The following is a 16,370-nucleotide window of genomic DNA, read 5'->3' as shown; positions in this document are numbered from 1 at the left end:
AGTTAGATGAGTGGGTAAAGGGCGAAGCTTGCCCAGAGCGGCAGCGAAAGTGCGGCCTTACAGAACCACGATGCCGGCGTGCTTCGCCTTGTTGTCGGGCTCCACATGGATCGTGATGAGCGCGTCCTCGACCTCGTCTTTCAATGCCCGCTCCAGGCGATCGCAGATGTCGTGCGCATCGGTCACGCTCATGGTGCCGGGCACGACGAGATGGAAGTCGATGAAGGTCATCTTGCCCGCATGGCGCGTGCGTAGGTCGTGCGCCTCGATGGCGCCTTCCGCGTTGCCGGAGATGATATCGCGCACACGCGAGAGCGTCGCCTCAGGCAAAGCCTCGTCCATGAGACCGCCGATGCTTTCCTTGATCAGACCCCAGCCGGACCAGAGGATGTTGACCGCAACGAAAGCCGCTAGCACCGGATCAAGCCAGGTCCATCCCGTGACGGGAATGAAAACGAGGCCCACGAGAACGCCCGCCGAGGTGAACACGTCCGTCAACAGATGACGGCCATCGGCCGTGATGGCAGGCGAACGCAGGCGGCGGCCTTGGCTGATCAGCATCCAGGACCAGATGCCGTTGATGACGCTCGCTGCCGCATTGATGACGAGGCCCGTACCGGGAGCATCGAGCATCTTGGGCGTGAAGAAGCCGAAGTAAGCTTCGCGCAAAATCATCAGGGCGGCGACGATGATCAGAACGCCCTCGAGCACCGCGGAGAAATATTCCACCTTGTGGTGGCCATAAGGATGGTTGGCGTCGGCAGGCGCAGCGCTCACGCGTACGGCCATGAAGGCCGCAATCGCAGTCACCACGTTGATGATGCTTTCCAGCGCATCCGAATAGAGCGCGATACTGCCCGTCAGGTAGTAGGCGGCATATTTGAGCGCGAAGACGAGCGCGCCGATGAATATGCTGCCGATGGCAAGCTTTTGAATCCGGCTCATGGCTGACATCGACAAACGGGGCAGTGGGTTCAAGCGAAGCCGCCGTTATAGTGACTGCATCCCCAAGTGCAAGTCTCTCAATTTACTTGCAATTCGCTCGCAAGAGCGATGAGCCTATTCCGGGATTTCGGCGATCTTGTGCATGAGCGTGCGGTAGTAGCCGGCCAGGGAAGGGGCGAGCGACTGGCAGCGCACGACGAGGCCGAGCGCTTCGTTCCTTTGTCCTTTGCGAATGCTCTCGACAGCCCGGGCATGAGCGGTCGTCAGTCCCGCAATCGTCGGGTCCTGCCGCTGCGAGGCCGGCGCCACAACGGTGAAAATGGCCGACTCCGTTGCGCGTCCCCGCACGGCAATGCGGTCGAGCTCGATCAAAACATAATCGTCACGCACGGCTTGCGCCGTGGCGGGACCGAGGATCAGTGAGACTCTATATTCCTTCGACAGGCTTTCCAGACGTGAGGCGAGATTCACCGTATCGCCGAGCACCGAGTAGTCGTAGCGCCAGCGTGAACCCACATTGCCCACCACGCAATCACCCGTGTTGATGCCTATACCAACCGCGAAGGTGGGCGCATTGTCACCTTCTTCCTGGCGCAGGGTAGCATTCAACGCACTGACCGCTTCCATCATGCGCATGGCCGCACGCACGGCGCGCCGCGGATGGTCCGGGCTCGGCAACGGCGCGTTCCAGAACGCCATGATGCAATCACCCATGTATTTGTCGATGGTGCCGCCTTCCGCGAGAACGGCTTCCGAAAGAGGATCGAGCAGGCGGTTGATGAGCGTGGTCAGGCGCTCCGGCTCGTCCTTCAGCTTTTCGGAGAGCGAGGTGAAGCCGCGCACGTCGCAGAACAGGATGGAAAGGTCGCGCCGCTCGCCGCCGAGTTTGAGCGCGCTCGGATCGCGCGCGAGCTTTGCGACGAGGTCAGGCGAGAGATAGCGCGAAAAGGCCTCGGACACGGCATGGCGCAGCTGCCGCTCGCGGGCGTAATCGAGGCCGAAGCGTGTGCCGAAAACCGCCAGGGCCGCGGCAACTGGCAGCACAGGCGGCATCCACACGCGCTCGATGCGCAGGACAAGCCACGCACCCGCGATGAAGAAGACGATCACGAAGACCGCTGCGAACCCGGTGCGCCAGGTCACGCCGTGAATGGACATGGCGGCTGCAAGAAAGGCCGCAGCGATCAGCAACGCCATCACGGCAATGCGCGGAACAGGGATGACGAAAAGGTCGTGGCGCAGGTTGTCGACGATCGTCGCCTGCACCTCGACGCCCGCCGTGAGCTCGCGCGTGGTCAGGGTATAGGCGGTCGGGAAGGTATCGGGCGCGCCTGCATCGGCTGACGTCGCCGCTTTGAGGCTCAAGCCCACCAGCACGATCTTGTCCTTGAAACGTCCCGGCTGGAGAAATTCCTCCGGATCGAGCGCCTGGTAATAGGACACGGTCGGATATGTGCGAGGTGGGCCGAAATGCTGGATGAGAGCCCCCTCGGGCGGCGGCTGTACCGGCCTTCCTGCGAGGCGCAGGACCTCGGCCGCGAAACCGTCCGGCTGCAGCGGCATACGGCGCAAGTACACGTCGCCGTCGGGATCGACCGAAGCCACACCTGGTACAGCCCCTGCATCGAGGAAGGAATCGATGGGATTGACGCGCGTGATCTGAATGCCGTGATCGAGCTTCGTCGTCACGTCGTCTGCCGCCAGCACCACGTCGGGCCCGAGCGCTGCGGCGAAGCGCCTGTCGGCCTCTTCCGTCGAGGGCTCGGAAAAGATGATGTCGAAGGCGATCACCTTCGCTCCCGCTGCGCGCAGGCGCTCGATGAGTTCGGCGTGCAACGCGCGAGACCAGGGCCAGCGCTGGCCGATTTCGGAGAAGGACGGCTCGTCGATAGCCACCACTTCCACACCGTAAGGATTGGGTCGCGGCGGATGGATGATCGAGAGGATATCGAAGAGCTTTGCTTCGATGAGCGCAAAAGGCGGGAAGAAGACGAGCGGCGTCAGAAGAGCTGCAATCAGTCCCGCCATGATGAAGTGCCGCCAGAGCGGCTCTCCGGTCTGCGTCTGCATGGCGGGATTGGGTGCGATCACTCTCAGAACCGTGCCTTCAGGCTCGCCGCGACAGTGCGGCCCATACCCGGAACATTGGGTGCAAACTCGTATGTCTCGTCAAAGAGGTTGAGCGCGGTCACGCCGATGAGGAGATGACGGTCAGGTGTTTCCCACGTGATCGAAGCGTCCGTGGTCCAGTAATCGTCGAGGGGCTGGCCCGCCAGGTTCCCTGTGATATCGCCGAAGAAGGTTTGCACCAAGGTGAACTTGAGCCTGCTCGGGTGAACGAAGGTGACCCCTGCCTGGGCAAAACGTTCCGCAACGAAGGGAATTTGACGGCCATGGTAATCGCCAACGGTCAGATTCTCCGTATCGGAGAAGCCCACGATGCCGAACAGGCCAATGCCATGGCCAAGCCAGATATTGGCCGTTGCGGAGATGCGCTCGATCCGTCCCTGTTCGAGATCCAAACTGCTGAGCGTATTGAGAATCGGCAGGTTGAGACCTTTCACATCCTGTCTCTGATATTCCATGGCCGTGAAGATCTGGGGACTCCATTCTGCATCCCAGCGAGCCGCAAGCGTTTCAGTGCGGCTGCCGACCGTCGTCGGAAGCAGATTGGGAATAAGGCCGACTGTCGAAACAGGAGAGAGCGTCAAGCCGAGCGGGAACTCCGTGTCGTACCGATAGGCTGCACGCAGCCAATGCCCCTCAACCGGTGAAAAGGCCGCCCCGATCCGTGGGTCGAATGTGGAGTTCTCTTGTTCAGTGGAGACAGAGCGCGTTGTCGATGCAGAGCGCTCGATGGGGCCAGACAGAAACGGGATGAGAGGATCGGCATTATAAAAGTCGACAAAGCTCCTGGTTCTGACCTCGCCTCGCGTGTCGAAATTGTAAAAGGCATATTGGCCACCGGCCTGAAGCTCAAAGCGGTCGGATGGACGCCAGAAAAGATCGGCATAGCCACGTGCGGCGTTGAATGATGAATCGAGAAGAGACCTTTCGCCGCTCGACAGAATGAAATCGAGGAGCCCGGAGAAGGTGCGGGGCGCCCTTTCCTGAAACAGTCCGGTCCTTGCCGTTCTGTTGTCGGCGTTTGTCTCGCCCTTCTGGCCTTCGAAGCCATAGCGCAGGGTGAAATCACCGATGCCCAGGGTATGGCCGAGGGCTGCCACAGTACCCTCGGTCTCGGACCGACGGCGTGTATCCTGAAGTGCCTCAAAGCTATAGGGGACCGTCGCACCAAGGCGATCAGGGAAGCCAAAGAGGAAGGGATCCGCCTCGACGGTTCCCGTCTCTCTGCCGGACTGCTCCTGGCGCGACTTGCCGCGGCTGTAGAAGAGTGCCGCAGTCAGCACGTTCCGATAGCCGAATGTATGGCTCCAGCCGCCTCCCGCTTGGATGGTGGTGTCGTCACGACGCTCGAGGAATGGTGCGGGTGGGGGCAGAGTGACGAGGCTAGGTCTTCCCTCCGAGGCGGTGCCGAAGACGAGAAACCGGTCGGCCGCCGAGGGGGCCATGCCGATGAAGAACGCCCCGCTGTCAGCCTCCTCCTGGAGCAGAACATTCTCATCATTGCCTCGGGTGCGGCTGGCACTGAAAGAGAAGGACGTCGGTACCGGATTGTTGACGAAGCCTGCGACGTTCGCCTCCGTTTTCCAGCCGAGGCGACCATCGCGATCGACAATCTCGCCGCCGATCTCAGCATCGAGGAAGGGACGGCGAATGATGTCTGTCCGTCCAATGCGTCCGGCAACGGCTAACGGATCGAAGAACAAGCCCTGAATCGTCAGGTTCAGGGATGTTGTGTCGAGATTGGAATCGTTGACCTCATCCAGGTCTGGCTCAGTCAGAGTGATGCGCGGGCGCAGCGAGGCCGCCTGATCGAAATAGCTTGCACCTTCGAACGGATTGAAAACTCTGTCGCCGTAGAACCGTCCCCATTCATGGAGCCCGATGAAACGGTAGGCATCGGCCGTAAAGGAACCGCCCTGCCTGTTCACCGCGAGCGGGGCGAAATATCCGCCGCGGGCTCGATACCGCCTCAGGGCTTCACGTGAGCTGAGGATTGCCTCGTCCGCTTGATACTGGTCGATGGCAAAGGCAGTGCGGGCCACCGAGACGACGGGATCGTTCGGATCGAGGCGATCAGCATTGTCGAGAGCCTGCTGTGCAAGCTCGTAGTCACCGTTCTGATAATAAGCCGCCGCCGCAATCAGCAATCCCTGCGAATAGGCAGGGTTGGCTGCCAGCCCGGCAAGGGTTGCCTCGATGGCCTTTGCGTTCTCGTCCGTTTGCATGAGGTAGCGGCCACGATAAACATAGCCCGCATGGAAACCGGGATCGAGCTCGAAGGTCTTGTCGATCAGCGCACCTGCTTCGTCGACGCGATTCTGGTCGAGAATGTGGATGGCGAGATTGGCATAGGAAACTGGATCATCGGGATCCTCTGCGATGGCGCGCTTGAATGCCGCCTCTGCTTCAAGGGTTGCGTCGCGTTCGGACTCGACCAGACCGAGGCTGTTCCAGACCGATGACTTGCCGGGGGCAATGGCCGCTGCCTTGCGCAACTCCGAAAGGGCGCCTTCAAGGTCGCTCTCCAGGGCCGCCTTGACCGCAGCGCTTGCCGCCAGAACATCCGGATCCTCCGGATCGATGGCGCGAGCACGACCGAGGGAGGCGCGCATCTCGTCTTTGTGATCGAGCAGGAATGCGACCTGTGCCGCGAAGATGGCGAGCCGGGCATCGTCGGGATATTTCTTTTCCGCAGCCTTGATGACTTCGGCGGCGGCCTTGAGGTCCTGTTTGAAGCCCACCACGAAGGCATGAGCCATCGCGGCAAGCGCGCTGTCTCTCTGAGCTTTGGGTTCAGACAGGGCGCGCTTCGGGTCGGCCATCGAGGCTGCGATGTAGCGGCCATAGGTCGCCGTGACACGCCTGTCGCCGTTTACGCCCCGCTCTGCGCGGCTGAAATGGGCCTCGGCTTCGCTCCAGCGACGTCCCAACCCGGCAAGAAGTCCGGCTACGAGGTCCGCTCGGGCGCGCTGGCTTGCGCTCAGAGCATGGCGCTGTGCCTCTGCCAGGGACTGCGCAGCCCGCGTGCGACCGTCGAGCTCCAGTGAGACCTCGGCAAGGCTGAGCCAGTCCTCCGCCCCCCGTGCTTCTGGCGGGATGGCGGTGAGGCGGGCGCGCTCAGCCCGCATGGAAGGGCCTTTCAGAGGCGTGGCGGGAAGCCCGATAAACGCATCGCGCAAGCCGTAGTAGAACAGCATCTGTTCGCGGTCGTTGGGCTTCACGAGTACGAATTTCGTCGGGGCTTGGCCGATGGCGGCCACCGCACCTTCGCCCTGACGTACTGTGACGGAGCCTTGCGCATTTTTGAGCTCCACCACGCCTTCCAGCACGATGAGAGAGGTCTTGCCCGAGCTGTCCACCGAGAGGGACCAATCCGTTCCTCGGATAGCCGCGACCGCTGCGGGTGTTTTCACGTCAACGCCCGTGCCGCCACGGGCGGCGCGAGCCCACACCTGGCCTGATTCCAGGCTCAGCTGCGTATTGCCCTGGGTGGACGCGACCCCGTTCACGACAAGGGTGGAATTCCGTCCAACGCGAATCTGGGTCTGGTCCGCGAACAGAATGGCGAGATTGCCGATGGCGTTGGTCCGCAGGGTATCACCGCCGATCACGTCCTGCCTGATCTGAGCGGCGCGCCAAGCATCTTCGCGGACGAAGCGCATCTCTTCCCCGCCTTTGGCAGCCACGATCGAGCCGGCAACAGGCGTTTGCCGCGGAATAGGTGCTTGAGCATGGGCCTCGGCCAGGCACAAAGCGAGAGTGCTTGCCGCCGCAAGGAGCCGGAGTGAGGATGCTGACATGGAGGATAGCTGTGATAACGTTACTTTTACTCTGCGGAATTTAAGCTCAGCAGGAATAAGGCAAGATCAAAGCTGTTTCAGAAGGACTCTTCTGTGCTCTATGGCACAGTGGCTATTCCGCAACGGAAGAGGCGAGAGAAAAGGGCGAAAAGCTCGGCTTCGGGTGCTCAGGAGGCGCTCTTGTTCCGGGCCAGGATCAGCTTCTGCTTCAGATCATGCTGGGCAAAAGGCTTCTGAAGGACCGGGCGATCACGGAAGGCGTCACGGATGCCCGCGCTGCCGTATCCCGTCGAGAACACGAAGGGAATGGAGCGCTCAGCCAGAGCTTCGGCCACCGGATAGATCGGCTCACCCGCCACGTTCACGTCGAGAATGGCAAGGTCCATCTGCTCGCGGGCGACAGCATCAAGCGCAGCGGAAAGGCGCGCGGCCGGGCCGATCACCTCACAGCCGAAATCGAGGAGCATGTCTTCCAGCAGCAGAGAGATCGCCGCCTCGTCCTCCACGACTAGAATGCGCAGACCGGTGAGATCCCCTTCGCTTTTCAAGCTGTCAGTCACGTTTTCTCTTTCTTTCACGCAAGACGCCAGAAGATCGACATTCGCGGCACCAGACCTGTCCCAGGTGCCTGCAAAGGCCGTTTCGGGAATCAGAAGGTTCTATCATCCTTGCACGAGGGTGCAAAAGGCGAAGGCCCCCTCAGAGTCCCTATGCTTTATACCCGGCTTGATCTTAGAGCGGCTGGTTCCAATTGCATAGGTCCCCAAGAACCTGACTCTGTTCGAAAAAAGCGATGGTGAAGTCCAGACTTTGCGGAAGTCCTGTGCGACTCTTCGCCTTAGGTCTTGTCTGGGCTCTCACCAGCGGTCCGGGCTTGGCTCAAGGGCAGTTCCAGGTCGTCATCGGCTCGAAAGCCGACACCGAAGGAGCCCTGCTCGGCAGCATGATCGCTCTCGCCCTCGAACGCGAAGGCATCCCGGTCGATCTGCGCCTGCAGCTGGGGCCGAGTCGGAAGGTCCGGTCCGCCCTTCTTTCGGGAGAGATCGACACCTATCCCGAGTATACGGGCAATGGGGCCTCCTCCCATCAAAGGGAGGGCGATCCGGCCTGGAGATCGCCCGATATTGCTTTCGAGACCATCAAACGGCCGGCCGCCGAGCGTCACAAGCTGGTGTGGTTCCCCCGGCTCCCGCCAACAACACATGGTTGATCGCCGTCCGGGGTGATGTGGCGCGGCGTCTCAATCTGACGACCATGGTGGATTTCGCTCAAGCCGTGGGATCTGCCGATTCCAGGCTTGCGGCTTCCGCCAAGTTTGTGGACAGCCCGGCGGCTCTTCCGGCCTTCGAGAACGTGTACGGCTTCCGCTTTCCGCGGGGCAGAAGCGCCGTTCAGCCAAGAGGCGATATATGAAGGCCATGCGTGCCGCACCATCGGCGCGCCGATCGTTGACGAGCCGGCGCCGGTGATCGGCACGGAGACTCTGCAGCGATACCTGAGATCGCCCAGGCCCTGGCTCCGGTCTTCACCTCCCCGACGACGGCCAAACTCCAGCCCCTCAACGCCGAGATCGCTATTGAGGAAAAACCGGCCCGGGATGTGGCGAGGCGTTATCTCGACGCGTTGGGAGCCGCACCGAGAGCCGGCTCGAGAACATCGCCATAGCCCTTGCGGAAGACAGGCCTCCTCTGAATAATCGCGCCATGTTCAGTCGATTTGTCCTCGCGTTCACCCGTCGCCCGCCTCAGGTCTGGAAGGCCGATGCAGCGGAGCAGGGCCATGGCTAGAGAGGGAGCCAAGGCCCCGATACTTATTGTCCTTCATCAGGAGCATTCGACGCCGGGCCGCGTCGGACGTCTGCTAGCGGAGCGCGGCCACCGGCTCGATATCCGCCGCCCTCGCTTTGGGGATCCGTTGCCTGAGACGCTTGGCGAACATGCGGGCGCCGTCATCTTCGGCGGTCCGATGAGCGCAAATGATCCGGACGATTTCATCAAGACGGAGATCGATTGGGTCGGCGTTCCCCTGAAAGAGAGCAAACCCTTCCTAGGGCTTTGCCTCGGTGCCCAGATGCTCGCGAAGCACCTGGGAGCTGGCGTGTGGCAGCACCCGGAAGGCCGCGCCGAGATCGGCTATTATCCTCTGCTGCCGACGGAAGCCGGAGAACGCCTGAGCGAGGTCTGGGGTGTTCCCTGGCCGAGTCATGTCTATCACTGGCATCGCGAGGGCTTCGATTGCCCCTCGGGTGCCGAGACGCTCGCCACGGGCGACGATTTTCCGACGCAGGCGATTCAGGTCGGCGAGAAGGCCTTCGGTCTGCAGTTCCATCCCGAAGTCACCCACGCCATGATCTGCCGCTGGACCGTGGTGGCCGAGGAGCGGTTGTCCACGCCCGGTGCACAGGATCGTGTCCGCCAGCTCGACGGGCGCTTCCAGTACGATCCCCATGTCTCGCGCTGGATCGACCGGTTCCTCGACCACTGGCTCGATGAGCGGACCCCCGTATGAATGCGGATGCCGTGCTCACCACGGAGCGCTTGCGGCTCTATCCATGGCAGGAAGAGGACTTCCCGTTGTTTGCAGGTTTGCACAGCGACCCGGAGGTCCAGCATTTTCTGGAAGCGGGCGAGAACGTTTGGGACGAGCCGATTCTTCGGGAAAAATTTGTCTGTTTCCGCGCCGATTACGCTGAGCATGGCTGGTCGAAATTCAAGGTACTCGACTCGGCAGGCCGGTTCATCGGTCGGGCTGGCTTCAGCCGCTTCGAGGAGACCGGCGAACTCGAAATCGGTTACAGTTTCACGCGAAATGTTTGGGGAAAGGGCTATGCGACGGAGGTGGCGAGCGCTCTCCTGACCTGGATCTACAAGGTGACGCCGCTCGATCATACGATCGGCTTTGCGGTCGCGGAGCACAAGGTTTCACGCCGGGTGCTGGAGAAGATCGGAATGACGTTCACGGGGGTGCGGGACCTGAACGGGATTTCTAATGCCTTCTACCGGCATGACCGGCCTGTTGCCCCCTGATCACGTCGCGTCGAACTCGAACGGCGAAACGCCGCGTCTCATCTCATCTACGATCAGCGCATGCATCATCGGCGGCGCTGCACGCTGTGGGCAGGCAACGCGCTCGCATAGGCGGCAATTGATGCCGATGGGCGTGGCGTCTGCGGAGGAAAGATCGAGGCCCCGCGCATAGACGAGGCGATGGGCGTATTTCAGTTCGCAGCCAAGACCCACCACGAATTGCGGATCGGGCATCCCCCAGGGATTGAAGGCGCGCTTGACCGAACGGGCCATGGAGAACCAGCGTGAGCCGTCGGGCAATTCGATGATTTGGGTTACCACCTGTCGCGGCGTTCTGAAGGTGGAATGCAGGTTCCAGAGCGGGCAGGTGCCGCCGAATTGCGAGAACGGGAAGCGTCCGGATGAGAAGCGCTTCGACACGTTGCCCGCCGCATCCACGCGAACGAGGAAGAAGGGAATGCCGCGTGCGCCGGGGCGTGCGAGCGTCGTGAGGCGGTGCGCCACCTGCTCGAAGCTCGCACCGAAGCGCGCGCCCAGCACCTCCACGTCGTAGCCCAAGGCTTCCGCTGCCGTATGGAATTTCCCATAGGGCATCATGAGTGCGCCGGCGAAGTAATTGCCGAAGGACACGCGCAGCAGCCGCCGCGCCGGGCCATCGGTGGGTTCGAGCTTCGCGGCGAGCGCATCGATGGTGTTGCGCATCTCGGCAAAGGCGAGCTGATAAGCGGCCTGGAACGTGCGGCCGGACGGATCGACGAGTTCCGAAATCAGGAGCTGGCGGCGGTGATGATCGTAGCGCCGCAAATTGTCCGACATCACGTCGATGGGCATGACGCGCACGCGGATGCCGTGCTTCGAGCGGAGACGTTCCGCGATCGCGAAGAAGGGCTCGTGTCCGGTGACGGCAAGATCGGAAGCAAGCGACTCGGCGGCCTCGTCCAGTTCCGGAAAATGGTTCTTCGCCTCGTGGATCAGCTCGCGCACCCGGTCCACCGGGTTGATCTGCGGCGCATCCTCGGCGCGATCCCGATCGTTCAGGCTGGGCGTCACCGCCTCGCGTGCCCCGCGCATGGCCTGATAGGCGCGGTAGAGACGGTTGACCGCATCGACGAGGGTGGGGGCGCTCTCGATGGTCTCGCGCAGCTCGATGCGGGAGACCGGCGCGCTACGAAAGAGTGGATCGGCGAAGATCTCCTCGAGCTCCGAGACCGTGCGCTCGTGATCGTCATTGGCGAATTCGCGTGGGTCCAGGGAATAGGCATGAGCCAGGCGGATCAGCACCTGCGCCGTGATAGGGCGCTGGTTACGCTCCATGAGGTTCAAATAACTCGGCGAGAGCCCGAGCTCTTCGGCCATTCGAGCCTGACTCAAATTGAGGTCCCGCCGCAGGCGCTTGAGGCGCGGGCCGACGAAGAGTTTTCTGCTCTCATCCATTTGTAAATCTTTTTACAAGTTTACTCACCAAGCTCTGTCGGCAATTTACAAGGCCACTTTTCTTTCGAAATCAGCCATTGAAACAAAGACATCTTCAAGGATTATACCTTTCAGACGGCCCGCCGATGCACAGAGTTTGTGGCTTAGGCAGCCCTTTTGTCAACGGATGTAAATTTTATGATGAGAGCGTTGGCTCTCAGGTCACAACGGAGAACGACCATGCAAAAGTCTCGTTTCTGGGTGGTGGGCGGCGAGTATACCTCCTGCGACTGCGAAAGCCTGATCCAGGGCACCGAGCGCGTTGTCGGCCCCTTCGAGAGCCGCACCGAGGCCGAGCGCACCTGGCGCATCCTCTCCGAGGATCACCGTCCGCAGGCGCAGGTGCGCTTCACCATCGCCCAGGAGCCTTCGTCGGCCCTGAGCGCTTAAAAGCCGACAGATCCGTCCCTCTTCGCGTCATCCACTGCCGGCCCCGGCCGGTGGTGGATGCTGTCGTTCTGACACGAAGTTTTGACCTGGGAGGCCGGGACTCACGGTGCTCCCTCTGCTTAAATGCCAAGCGTGACCTAGAAATAGCTTAGCGCTCGTCTGATCACGCTGATGGGGACCCGATATGAAACCCGTTCTGAACGCCTTTGTTGCTGCTTTGGGCCTCGGCCTTTTGGCCTTGAGCCCTGCCAAGGCCGACGTCGTCGTGTCGTCGAAGATCGACACGGAAGGATCGGTTCTCGGCAACATGATCCTGCTCAGCCTCGAGGCGGCTGGCATCAAGACGCAGGACCGCATCCAGCTCGGCGCGACGCCGGTGGTGCGCAAGGCGATCACTGCGGGCGAGATCGACATTTACCCGGAATATACCGGCAATGCGGGCTTCTTCTTCAACCGGGCGGACGATCCGCTCTGGAAGGATGCAGCCAAGGGTTTCGAGACCGCCAAGAAGCTTGATTACGACGCCAACAAGATCGTCTGGCTCGATCCCGCGCCCGCCAACAACACTTGGGCCATCGCGTTGCGCAGGGACGTGACGGAAGCCAACAAGCTCAAGACCCTCACCGATTTCGGCAAGTGGGTTTCCGGTGGCGGCCAGGTCAAGCTCGCGGCCTCCGCCGAATTCGTGAATTCGGACGCAGCTCTCCCGTCCTTCCAGAAGACCTATGGCTTCACGATGAAGCCCGAGCAGCTCATCGTGCTCTCCGGCGGCGATACGGCGGCGACCATCAAGGCGGCGGCCGAGCAGACCAATGGCGCCAATGCCGCCATGGTTTATGGCACCGATGGCGGCATCGCACCGTCAGGCCTCGTGGTGCTGGAGGACGACAAGGGCGTGCAGCCCGTCTATGCGCCGGCGCCCATCATTCGTGAAGTCGTGCTGAAGGAGAACCCGAAGATCGCGGACATCCTCAAGCCCATCTTCGCCTCACTCGATCTGACCACCCTCCAGAAGCTGAACGCCCGCGTGCAGGTGGCTGGCGAAGCGGCGAAAGCGGTTGCGGCCGATTATCTGAAATCCAAGGGCTTCATCAAGTAAGGGCACGACGTGTCGCGCAAAGCGAAAACAGGGTGGCCAAGAAAAGACTAAGGTTCAACGTGAGTTCCGTGACATCCCGGACGAGCGCGCTCGGCATGCTTCCGCCACGCCCCGCGTTCTCCCTCGACCGGCTCGGGAGCGTGATCGCCATTCTCATTGGTATCGCGCTCTTTGCCGCTCCCTTTGCCACCTATCGCGCCACCCGCATCGCGTCCGGTGAGGCACGCCTGCTGATCGAGGCGCTGCCGATCTCCATGGGCGCGGTCGTGGCGGCGGTGGCGCTCGGCGTCGCCGTCGGGAGCGTGCTGGTGCGCGAGCCGCTCGGCCGGTTGGGATTAGCCGTGATCGGTCTTGCCATTCTGCTCCCGTCCCTGGGTCTTTCCGCCGGTTTCCTGACGCCGGCCGGCAACAGCTTTGCTCGCGTTTCGCCGTCGCTTGGCTTCTGGCTCCTGGCCTTGTCATTCTCGCTGCTGGCCATCGATGCCTTCGCGCGCATGAAGCTTGATCCTTATGGGCGTCTCGCAGCTTTGGCTGCTGGTGTGAGCGCTCTGGCTTTCCTGCTCGTCTCAGGGATTTGGGACGATCTCTCGATCCTCAAGGAATATCACACCCGCGCAGACAGCTTCTGGCGTGAGGCTCGCCAGCACCTCCTGCTTGCCTTCGGCTCCATGGCGGCAGCCTGTCTCGTGGGCATTCCACTTGGTATCGCCGGTCATCGCATGAGAACGCTGCGGACGGCGGTGCTGCAGGGCTTGAGCATCGTGCAGACGATTCCGAGCATCGCCTTGTTCGGCCTTCTCATGGCGCCGCTCGGCGCGATCGCGGCCAGCGTGCCCTTAGCCGCAGCACTCGGAATCCGGGGCATCGGGGCCACACCGGCTTTCATTGCTCTCTTTCTCTATGCGCTCCTTCCCATCGTCGCCAACACGATTGCCGGCTTGAACCAAGTGCCTGCGGCCGTCGTCGATGCGGCGCGCGGCATGGGCATGTCGGCGCGCCAGCGGCTGATGCAGATCGAGATGCCGCTTGCTCTTCCGGTGATCCTTGCGGGCATCCGCATCGTGCTCGTCCAAAATCTCGGCCTTGCCACGGTGGCGGCGCTCATCGGAGGAGGAGGCTTCGGCAGCTTCGTCTTCCAGGGGATCGGTCAGACGGCCATCGATCTCGTGTTGCTCGGCGCCATTCCCACGGTCGGCCTGTCCTTTGCCGCATCCATCATCCTCGATTCCCTGGTCGATATCGCCAAGGGGGCGCTCGCATGATCGAGATCGACCATCTCACCAAGCGCTATGGTGCAACCACCGTGGTCGACGACGTGTCCTTCCAGGTAGAGGAGGGCACGATCACCGTGGTCGTAGGCACCTCCGGCGCGGGCAAGTCGACCTTGCTGCGCATGATCAACCGTCTGGTGGAGCCTACGGCAGGACGCGTTCTCATCGATGGGGAGGATACGCGCTCGATCCCGGAAGATGAGCTGAGACATCGCATCGGCTATGTCATTCAGGGCTATGGGTTGTTCCCGCATCGGACGGTCGCCGCCAACATCGCTACCGTACCGCGCCTGCTCGGATGGGACCGCAAGAAGATCGCACAACGCGTCGAGGAATTGCTCGATCTCTTCCAGCTCGATCCGGCGGAATTCGCCCAAAAATTCCCGCATGAATTATCCGGTGGGCAGCAGCAGCGTGTCGGCGTGGCGCGTGCGCTGGCGGCACGGCCTGCGCTTCTTTTGATGGATGAGCCGTTCGGGGCGCTCGATGCGGTGATCCGCTCCAAGGCTCAGGACGATCTTCTTGCCATTCAGCGTCGATTGGGAACGACCATCGTTCTCGTCACCCATGACATGAACGAGGCCTTCCATCTCGGCGACCGTATCGCCGTCATGGATCAGGCGCGGCTCTTGCAGCATGCGACACCCGCCGAGTTGCTGATGCACCCGGCCGATGAGTTTGTGGAGCGACTTGTCGGAACAGCGGAGCGACCTTTCCGGCTTCTGACCCTCACCAAAGTGCAGGACGCTCTCGAACCGGGCAGCGCCGAGGGCGAGCCGATTACGGCTTCTGAGAGCCTCCACGATGCGCTTTCGCGTCTCATGTGGTCAGGGCGGAAGGCCCTGCCGGTGGCGGATGCCTCGGGGGCGATCATCGGCAAGGTGAGCGTCGGTGGTATTCTGGGGCACGGGCGACCTCTCCCATGAAGGTGGCTTCGGTTCTCCGGTTGACGGCTGTGGTCCTGCTCGTGCTCTTCATCGCGATGCCGCAGGCCTTCGCGTTTCTCTTCGAGCCTTTGACGGATAATCGCGCGCCGGCCATCTACAATCAGGGAAGCCTGCTCTTTCTGACCCTGCAGCATCTGCGGACAGTGGCTCTGGCCACCCTTGCCAGCACCGTTCTCGCCGTCGCGCTCGGCATCTTCGTCACGCGTCCTTCGGGGGCCGAGTTTCTTCCGCTTTCGCGCAGCCTCGTGAATATCGGGCAGACCTTTCCGCCCATTGCGGTTCTCGCCATTGCGGTACCTCTCGTCGGATTCGGGGAAAAGCCGACCTTCATTGCGCTGTTCCTTTATGGACTTCTGCCGATTTTCGAGAATACGCTGACAGGCCTGACACAGGTGTCACCGCAGACCTTGGAGGCAGCGCGAGGCATGGGGATGAACGCGCGACAGCGCCTCTTTCAGGTTGAGCTGCCTTTGGCCTTTCCCGTGATCCTCGCCGGCATTCGTCTCTCCGTCATCATCAGCTTGGGCACCGCCACCATCGGTTCCACCGTGGCTGCGAAGGGACTCGGTGAGGTGATCATCGCAGGGCTGCAGTCGAACAATATTGCCTTCGTTCTCCAGGGTGGATTGGTGGTTGCGCTGCTCGCCATTCTGATCCACGACGGGCTGGGCCTCATCGAACGCTTCGCCGCCAGAAAGCTGGGCCGGTCTACGGACGAGGTGCCATGACGCTGCTTGAACGGTTGAAGACAGAAACCAGACCCGCTCACGACCGGATCGAGAAGGCGATGGACCTTGAACGTCGCATCGCCACGCGCGACAGCTACACGAAGCTGCTGATCCGCTTCTACGGTTTTCATGGCGCATGGGAGGAGGCGGCCAGCGCCGTTGCGCCTGACAAGGCTTTCTTCGAGAGCCGGTGCAAGACCAAGCTTCTGACGAAGGATCTCAAGGCCCTCGGACTGTCCTGCGACGAGATCACCCGTTTGCCGCAATGCAATCCTCTCATGCCTTTACCATCGCCTGCAGCCGTGCTCGGCAGCATGTATGTGGTCGAAGGATCCACGCTCGGCGGCGCAATCATCGCGCGAGAGGTGGAGCGGACGCTCGGGCTCGATGGCGAGACGGGCTGTGCCTATTTCAAAAGCTATGGGCGTGAGATCGCTGTCATGTGGAAACGGTTCGGAGCAAGGCTTTTGGAGGCCTCCTCTCCTGAAGCCGACGGTGTGATCGTCGAGACCGCTCAGAAAACCTTCGACGTTATGCACGACTGGCTCTGCGAGGCCCCATGAA

15 protein-coding genes are annotated in these 16,370 nt (G+C 61.7%); 10 read left to right on the top strand and 5 right to left on the bottom strand.

The window, feature by feature from the left end; all coding sequences use genetic code 11:
- Window positions 1-57: 57 nt before the first annotated feature.
- The 4 genes from AA309_RS16710 to AA309_RS16695 form a co-directional block, all read right to left on the bottom strand.
- The gene (locus tag AA309_RS16710) at window positions 58-945 is read right to left on the bottom strand and encodes a cation diffusion facilitator family transporter (RefSeq protein WP_047190146.1); all 888 of its coding nucleotides are present in this window, start codon (window positions 943-945) and stop codon (window positions 58-60) included.
- A gap of 114 nt (window positions 946-1,059) precedes the next feature.
- Window positions 1,060-3,036 carry a CHASE2 domain-containing protein gene (locus AA309_RS16705; RefSeq protein ID WP_244470386.1) on the bottom strand — a complete coding sequence of 659 codons (1,977 nt, stop codon included), beginning with the start codon at window positions 3,034-3,036 and terminating at the stop codon, window positions 1,060-1,062.
- Window positions 3,037-3,038: 2 nt separating this feature from the next.
- On the bottom strand, window positions 3,039-6,872 hold the full coding sequence (locus AA309_RS16700) for a FecR domain-containing protein (RefSeq protein WP_047190145.1): 3,834 nt from the start codon (window positions 6,870-6,872) through the stop codon (window positions 3,039-3,041).
- Window positions 6,873-7,039: 167 nt separating this feature from the next.
- Window positions 7,040-7,432 (bottom strand): response regulator, encoded by a 393-nt coding sequence (locus AA309_RS16695; RefSeq protein ID WP_047190144.1) that lies wholly within the window; start codon window positions 7,430-7,432, stop codon window positions 7,040-7,042.
- A gap of 263 nt (window positions 7,433-7,695) precedes the next feature.
- Here AA309_RS16695 and AA309_RS36540 point away from each other — a divergent pair, with 263 nt between their 5' ends.
- The 4 genes from AA309_RS36540 to AA309_RS16680 all read left to right on the top strand — a co-directional run bounded on the left by AA309_RS36540 (window position 7,696) and on the right by AA309_RS16680 (window position 9,898).
- On the top strand, window positions 7,696-8,082 hold the full coding sequence (locus AA309_RS36540) for a glycine betaine ABC transporter substrate-binding protein (protein ID WP_244470385.1): 387 nt from the start codon (window positions 7,696-7,698) through the stop codon (window positions 8,080-8,082).
- Between the two features lie 44 nt (window positions 8,083-8,126).
- Window positions 8,127-8,285, top strand: coding sequence for a hypothetical protein (locus tag AA309_RS36535; protein WP_425286888.1), 159 nt, complete (start codon window positions 8,127-8,129; stop codon window positions 8,283-8,285).
- A gap of 366 nt (window positions 8,286-8,651) precedes the next feature.
- Complete coding sequence (locus AA309_RS16685) at window positions 8,652-9,380, top strand: glutamine amidotransferase (RefSeq protein WP_052954774.1); 729 nt, start codon at window positions 8,652-8,654, stop codon at window positions 9,378-9,380.
- Entirely contained in the window at window positions 9,377-9,898 is a 522-nt protein-coding gene (locus tag AA309_RS16680) for a GNAT family N-acetyltransferase (protein WP_047190142.1), read from the top strand. The genes AA309_RS16685 and AA309_RS16680 overlap by 4 nt, the downstream gene beginning before the upstream one ends.
- Here AA309_RS16680 and AA309_RS16675 read toward each other — a convergent pair whose 3' ends face one another.
- On the bottom strand, window positions 9,899-11,332 hold the full coding sequence (locus AA309_RS16675; protein WP_047190141.1) for a helix-turn-helix domain-containing protein: 1,434 nt from the start codon (window positions 11,330-11,332) through the stop codon (window positions 9,899-9,901).
- A gap of 219 nt (window positions 11,333-11,551) precedes the next feature.
- On the opposite strand from AA309_RS16675, the gene AA309_RS16670 reads away from it, so the two are divergent.
- The 6 genes from AA309_RS16670 (at window position 11,552) to AA309_RS16645 (ending at window position 16,369) form a co-directional block, all read left to right on the top strand.
- Complete coding sequence (locus AA309_RS16670; protein WP_047190140.1) at window positions 11,552-11,761, top strand: DUF4170 domain-containing protein; 210 nt, start codon at window positions 11,552-11,554, stop codon at window positions 11,759-11,761.
- Window positions 11,762-11,945: 184 nt separating this feature from the next.
- On the top strand, window positions 11,946-12,860 hold the full coding sequence (gene osmF, locus AA309_RS16665) for a glycine betaine ABC transporter substrate-binding protein OsmF (protein ID WP_047190139.1): 915 nt from the start codon (window positions 11,946-11,948) through the stop codon (window positions 12,858-12,860).
- Between the two features lie 95 nt (window positions 12,861-12,955).
- Complete coding sequence (locus AA309_RS16660; RefSeq protein ID WP_047190138.1) at window positions 12,956-14,122, top strand: ABC transporter permease; 1,167 nt, start codon at window positions 12,956-12,958, stop codon at window positions 14,120-14,122.
- Window positions 14,119-15,057: an ABC transporter ATP-binding protein gene (locus AA309_RS16655; RefSeq protein ID WP_047190137.1), complete on the top strand. Its 939-nt coding sequence runs from the start codon at window positions 14,119-14,121 to the stop codon at window positions 15,055-15,057. Before AA309_RS16660 ends, AA309_RS16655 begins: the two co-directional genes overlap by 4 nt.
- On the top strand, window positions 15,054-15,806 hold the full coding sequence (locus AA309_RS16650) for an ABC transporter permease (protein WP_047190136.1): 753 nt from the start codon (window positions 15,054-15,056) through the stop codon (window positions 15,804-15,806). Before AA309_RS16655 ends, AA309_RS16650 begins: the two co-directional genes overlap by 4 nt.
- A complete protein-coding gene (locus tag AA309_RS16645; protein WP_047190135.1) occupies window positions 15,803-16,369 on the top strand; it encodes a biliverdin-producing heme oxygenase in 567 nt (188 codons plus the stop codon). The genes AA309_RS16650 and AA309_RS16645 overlap by 4 nt, the downstream gene beginning before the upstream one ends.
- Window position 16,370: the final 1 nt, after the last annotated feature.

This window comes from Microvirga vignae, from assembly GCF_001017175.1.
Taxonomy (GTDB): Bacteria; Pseudomonadota; Alphaproteobacteria; order Rhizobiales; family Beijerinckiaceae; genus Microvirga; species Microvirga vignae.
Note: the sequence above shows the minus strand (reverse complement) of the source record. Positions and strands in the feature narration are given on the sequence as shown.

What these genes read in the sequence shown, in the direction of transcription:
- osmF (WP_047190139.1), top strand. Translation starts at nt 11,946, where the DNA reads ATGAAACCCGTTCTGAACGCCTTTGTTGCTGCTTTGGGCCTCGGCCTT.
- AA309_RS16710 (WP_047190146.1), bottom strand. Translation starts at nt 945, where the DNA reads ATGAGCCGGATTCAAAAGCTTGCCATCGGCAGCATATTCATCGGCGCG.
- AA309_RS16660 (WP_047190138.1), top strand. Translation starts at nt 12,956, where the DNA reads ATGCTTCCGCCACGCCCCGCGTTCTCCCTCGACCGGCTCGGGAGCGTG.
- AA309_RS36535 (WP_425286888.1), top strand. Translation starts at nt 8,127, where the DNA reads ATGGTGGATTTCGCTCAAGCCGTGGGATCTGCCGATTCCAGGCTTGCG.
- AA309_RS16650 (WP_047190136.1), top strand. Translation starts at nt 15,054, where the DNA reads ATGAAGGTGGCTTCGGTTCTCCGGTTGACGGCTGTGGTCCTGCTCGTG.
- AA309_RS16700 (WP_047190145.1), bottom strand. Translation starts at nt 6,872, where the DNA reads ATGTCAGCATCCTCACTCCGGCTCCTTGCGGCGGCAAGCACTCTCGCT.
- AA309_RS16645 (WP_047190135.1), top strand. Translation starts at nt 15,803, where the DNA reads ATGACGCTGCTTGAACGGTTGAAGACAGAAACCAGACCCGCTCACGAC.
- AA309_RS16680 (WP_047190142.1), top strand. Translation starts at nt 9,377, where the DNA reads ATGAATGCGGATGCCGTGCTCACCACGGAGCGCTTGCGGCTCTATCCA.
- AA309_RS16675 (WP_047190141.1), bottom strand. Translation starts at nt 11,332, where the DNA reads ATGGATGAGAGCAGAAAACTCTTCGTCGGCCCGCGCCTCAAGCGCCTG.
- AA309_RS16670 (WP_047190140.1), top strand. Translation starts at nt 11,552, where the DNA reads ATGCAAAAGTCTCGTTTCTGGGTGGTGGGCGGCGAGTATACCTCCTGC.
- AA309_RS16655 (WP_047190137.1), top strand. Translation starts at nt 14,119, where the DNA reads ATGATCGAGATCGACCATCTCACCAAGCGCTATGGTGCAACCACCGTG.
- AA309_RS16685 (WP_052954774.1), top strand. Translation starts at nt 8,652, where the DNA reads ATGGCTAGAGAGGGAGCCAAGGCCCCGATACTTATTGTCCTTCATCAG.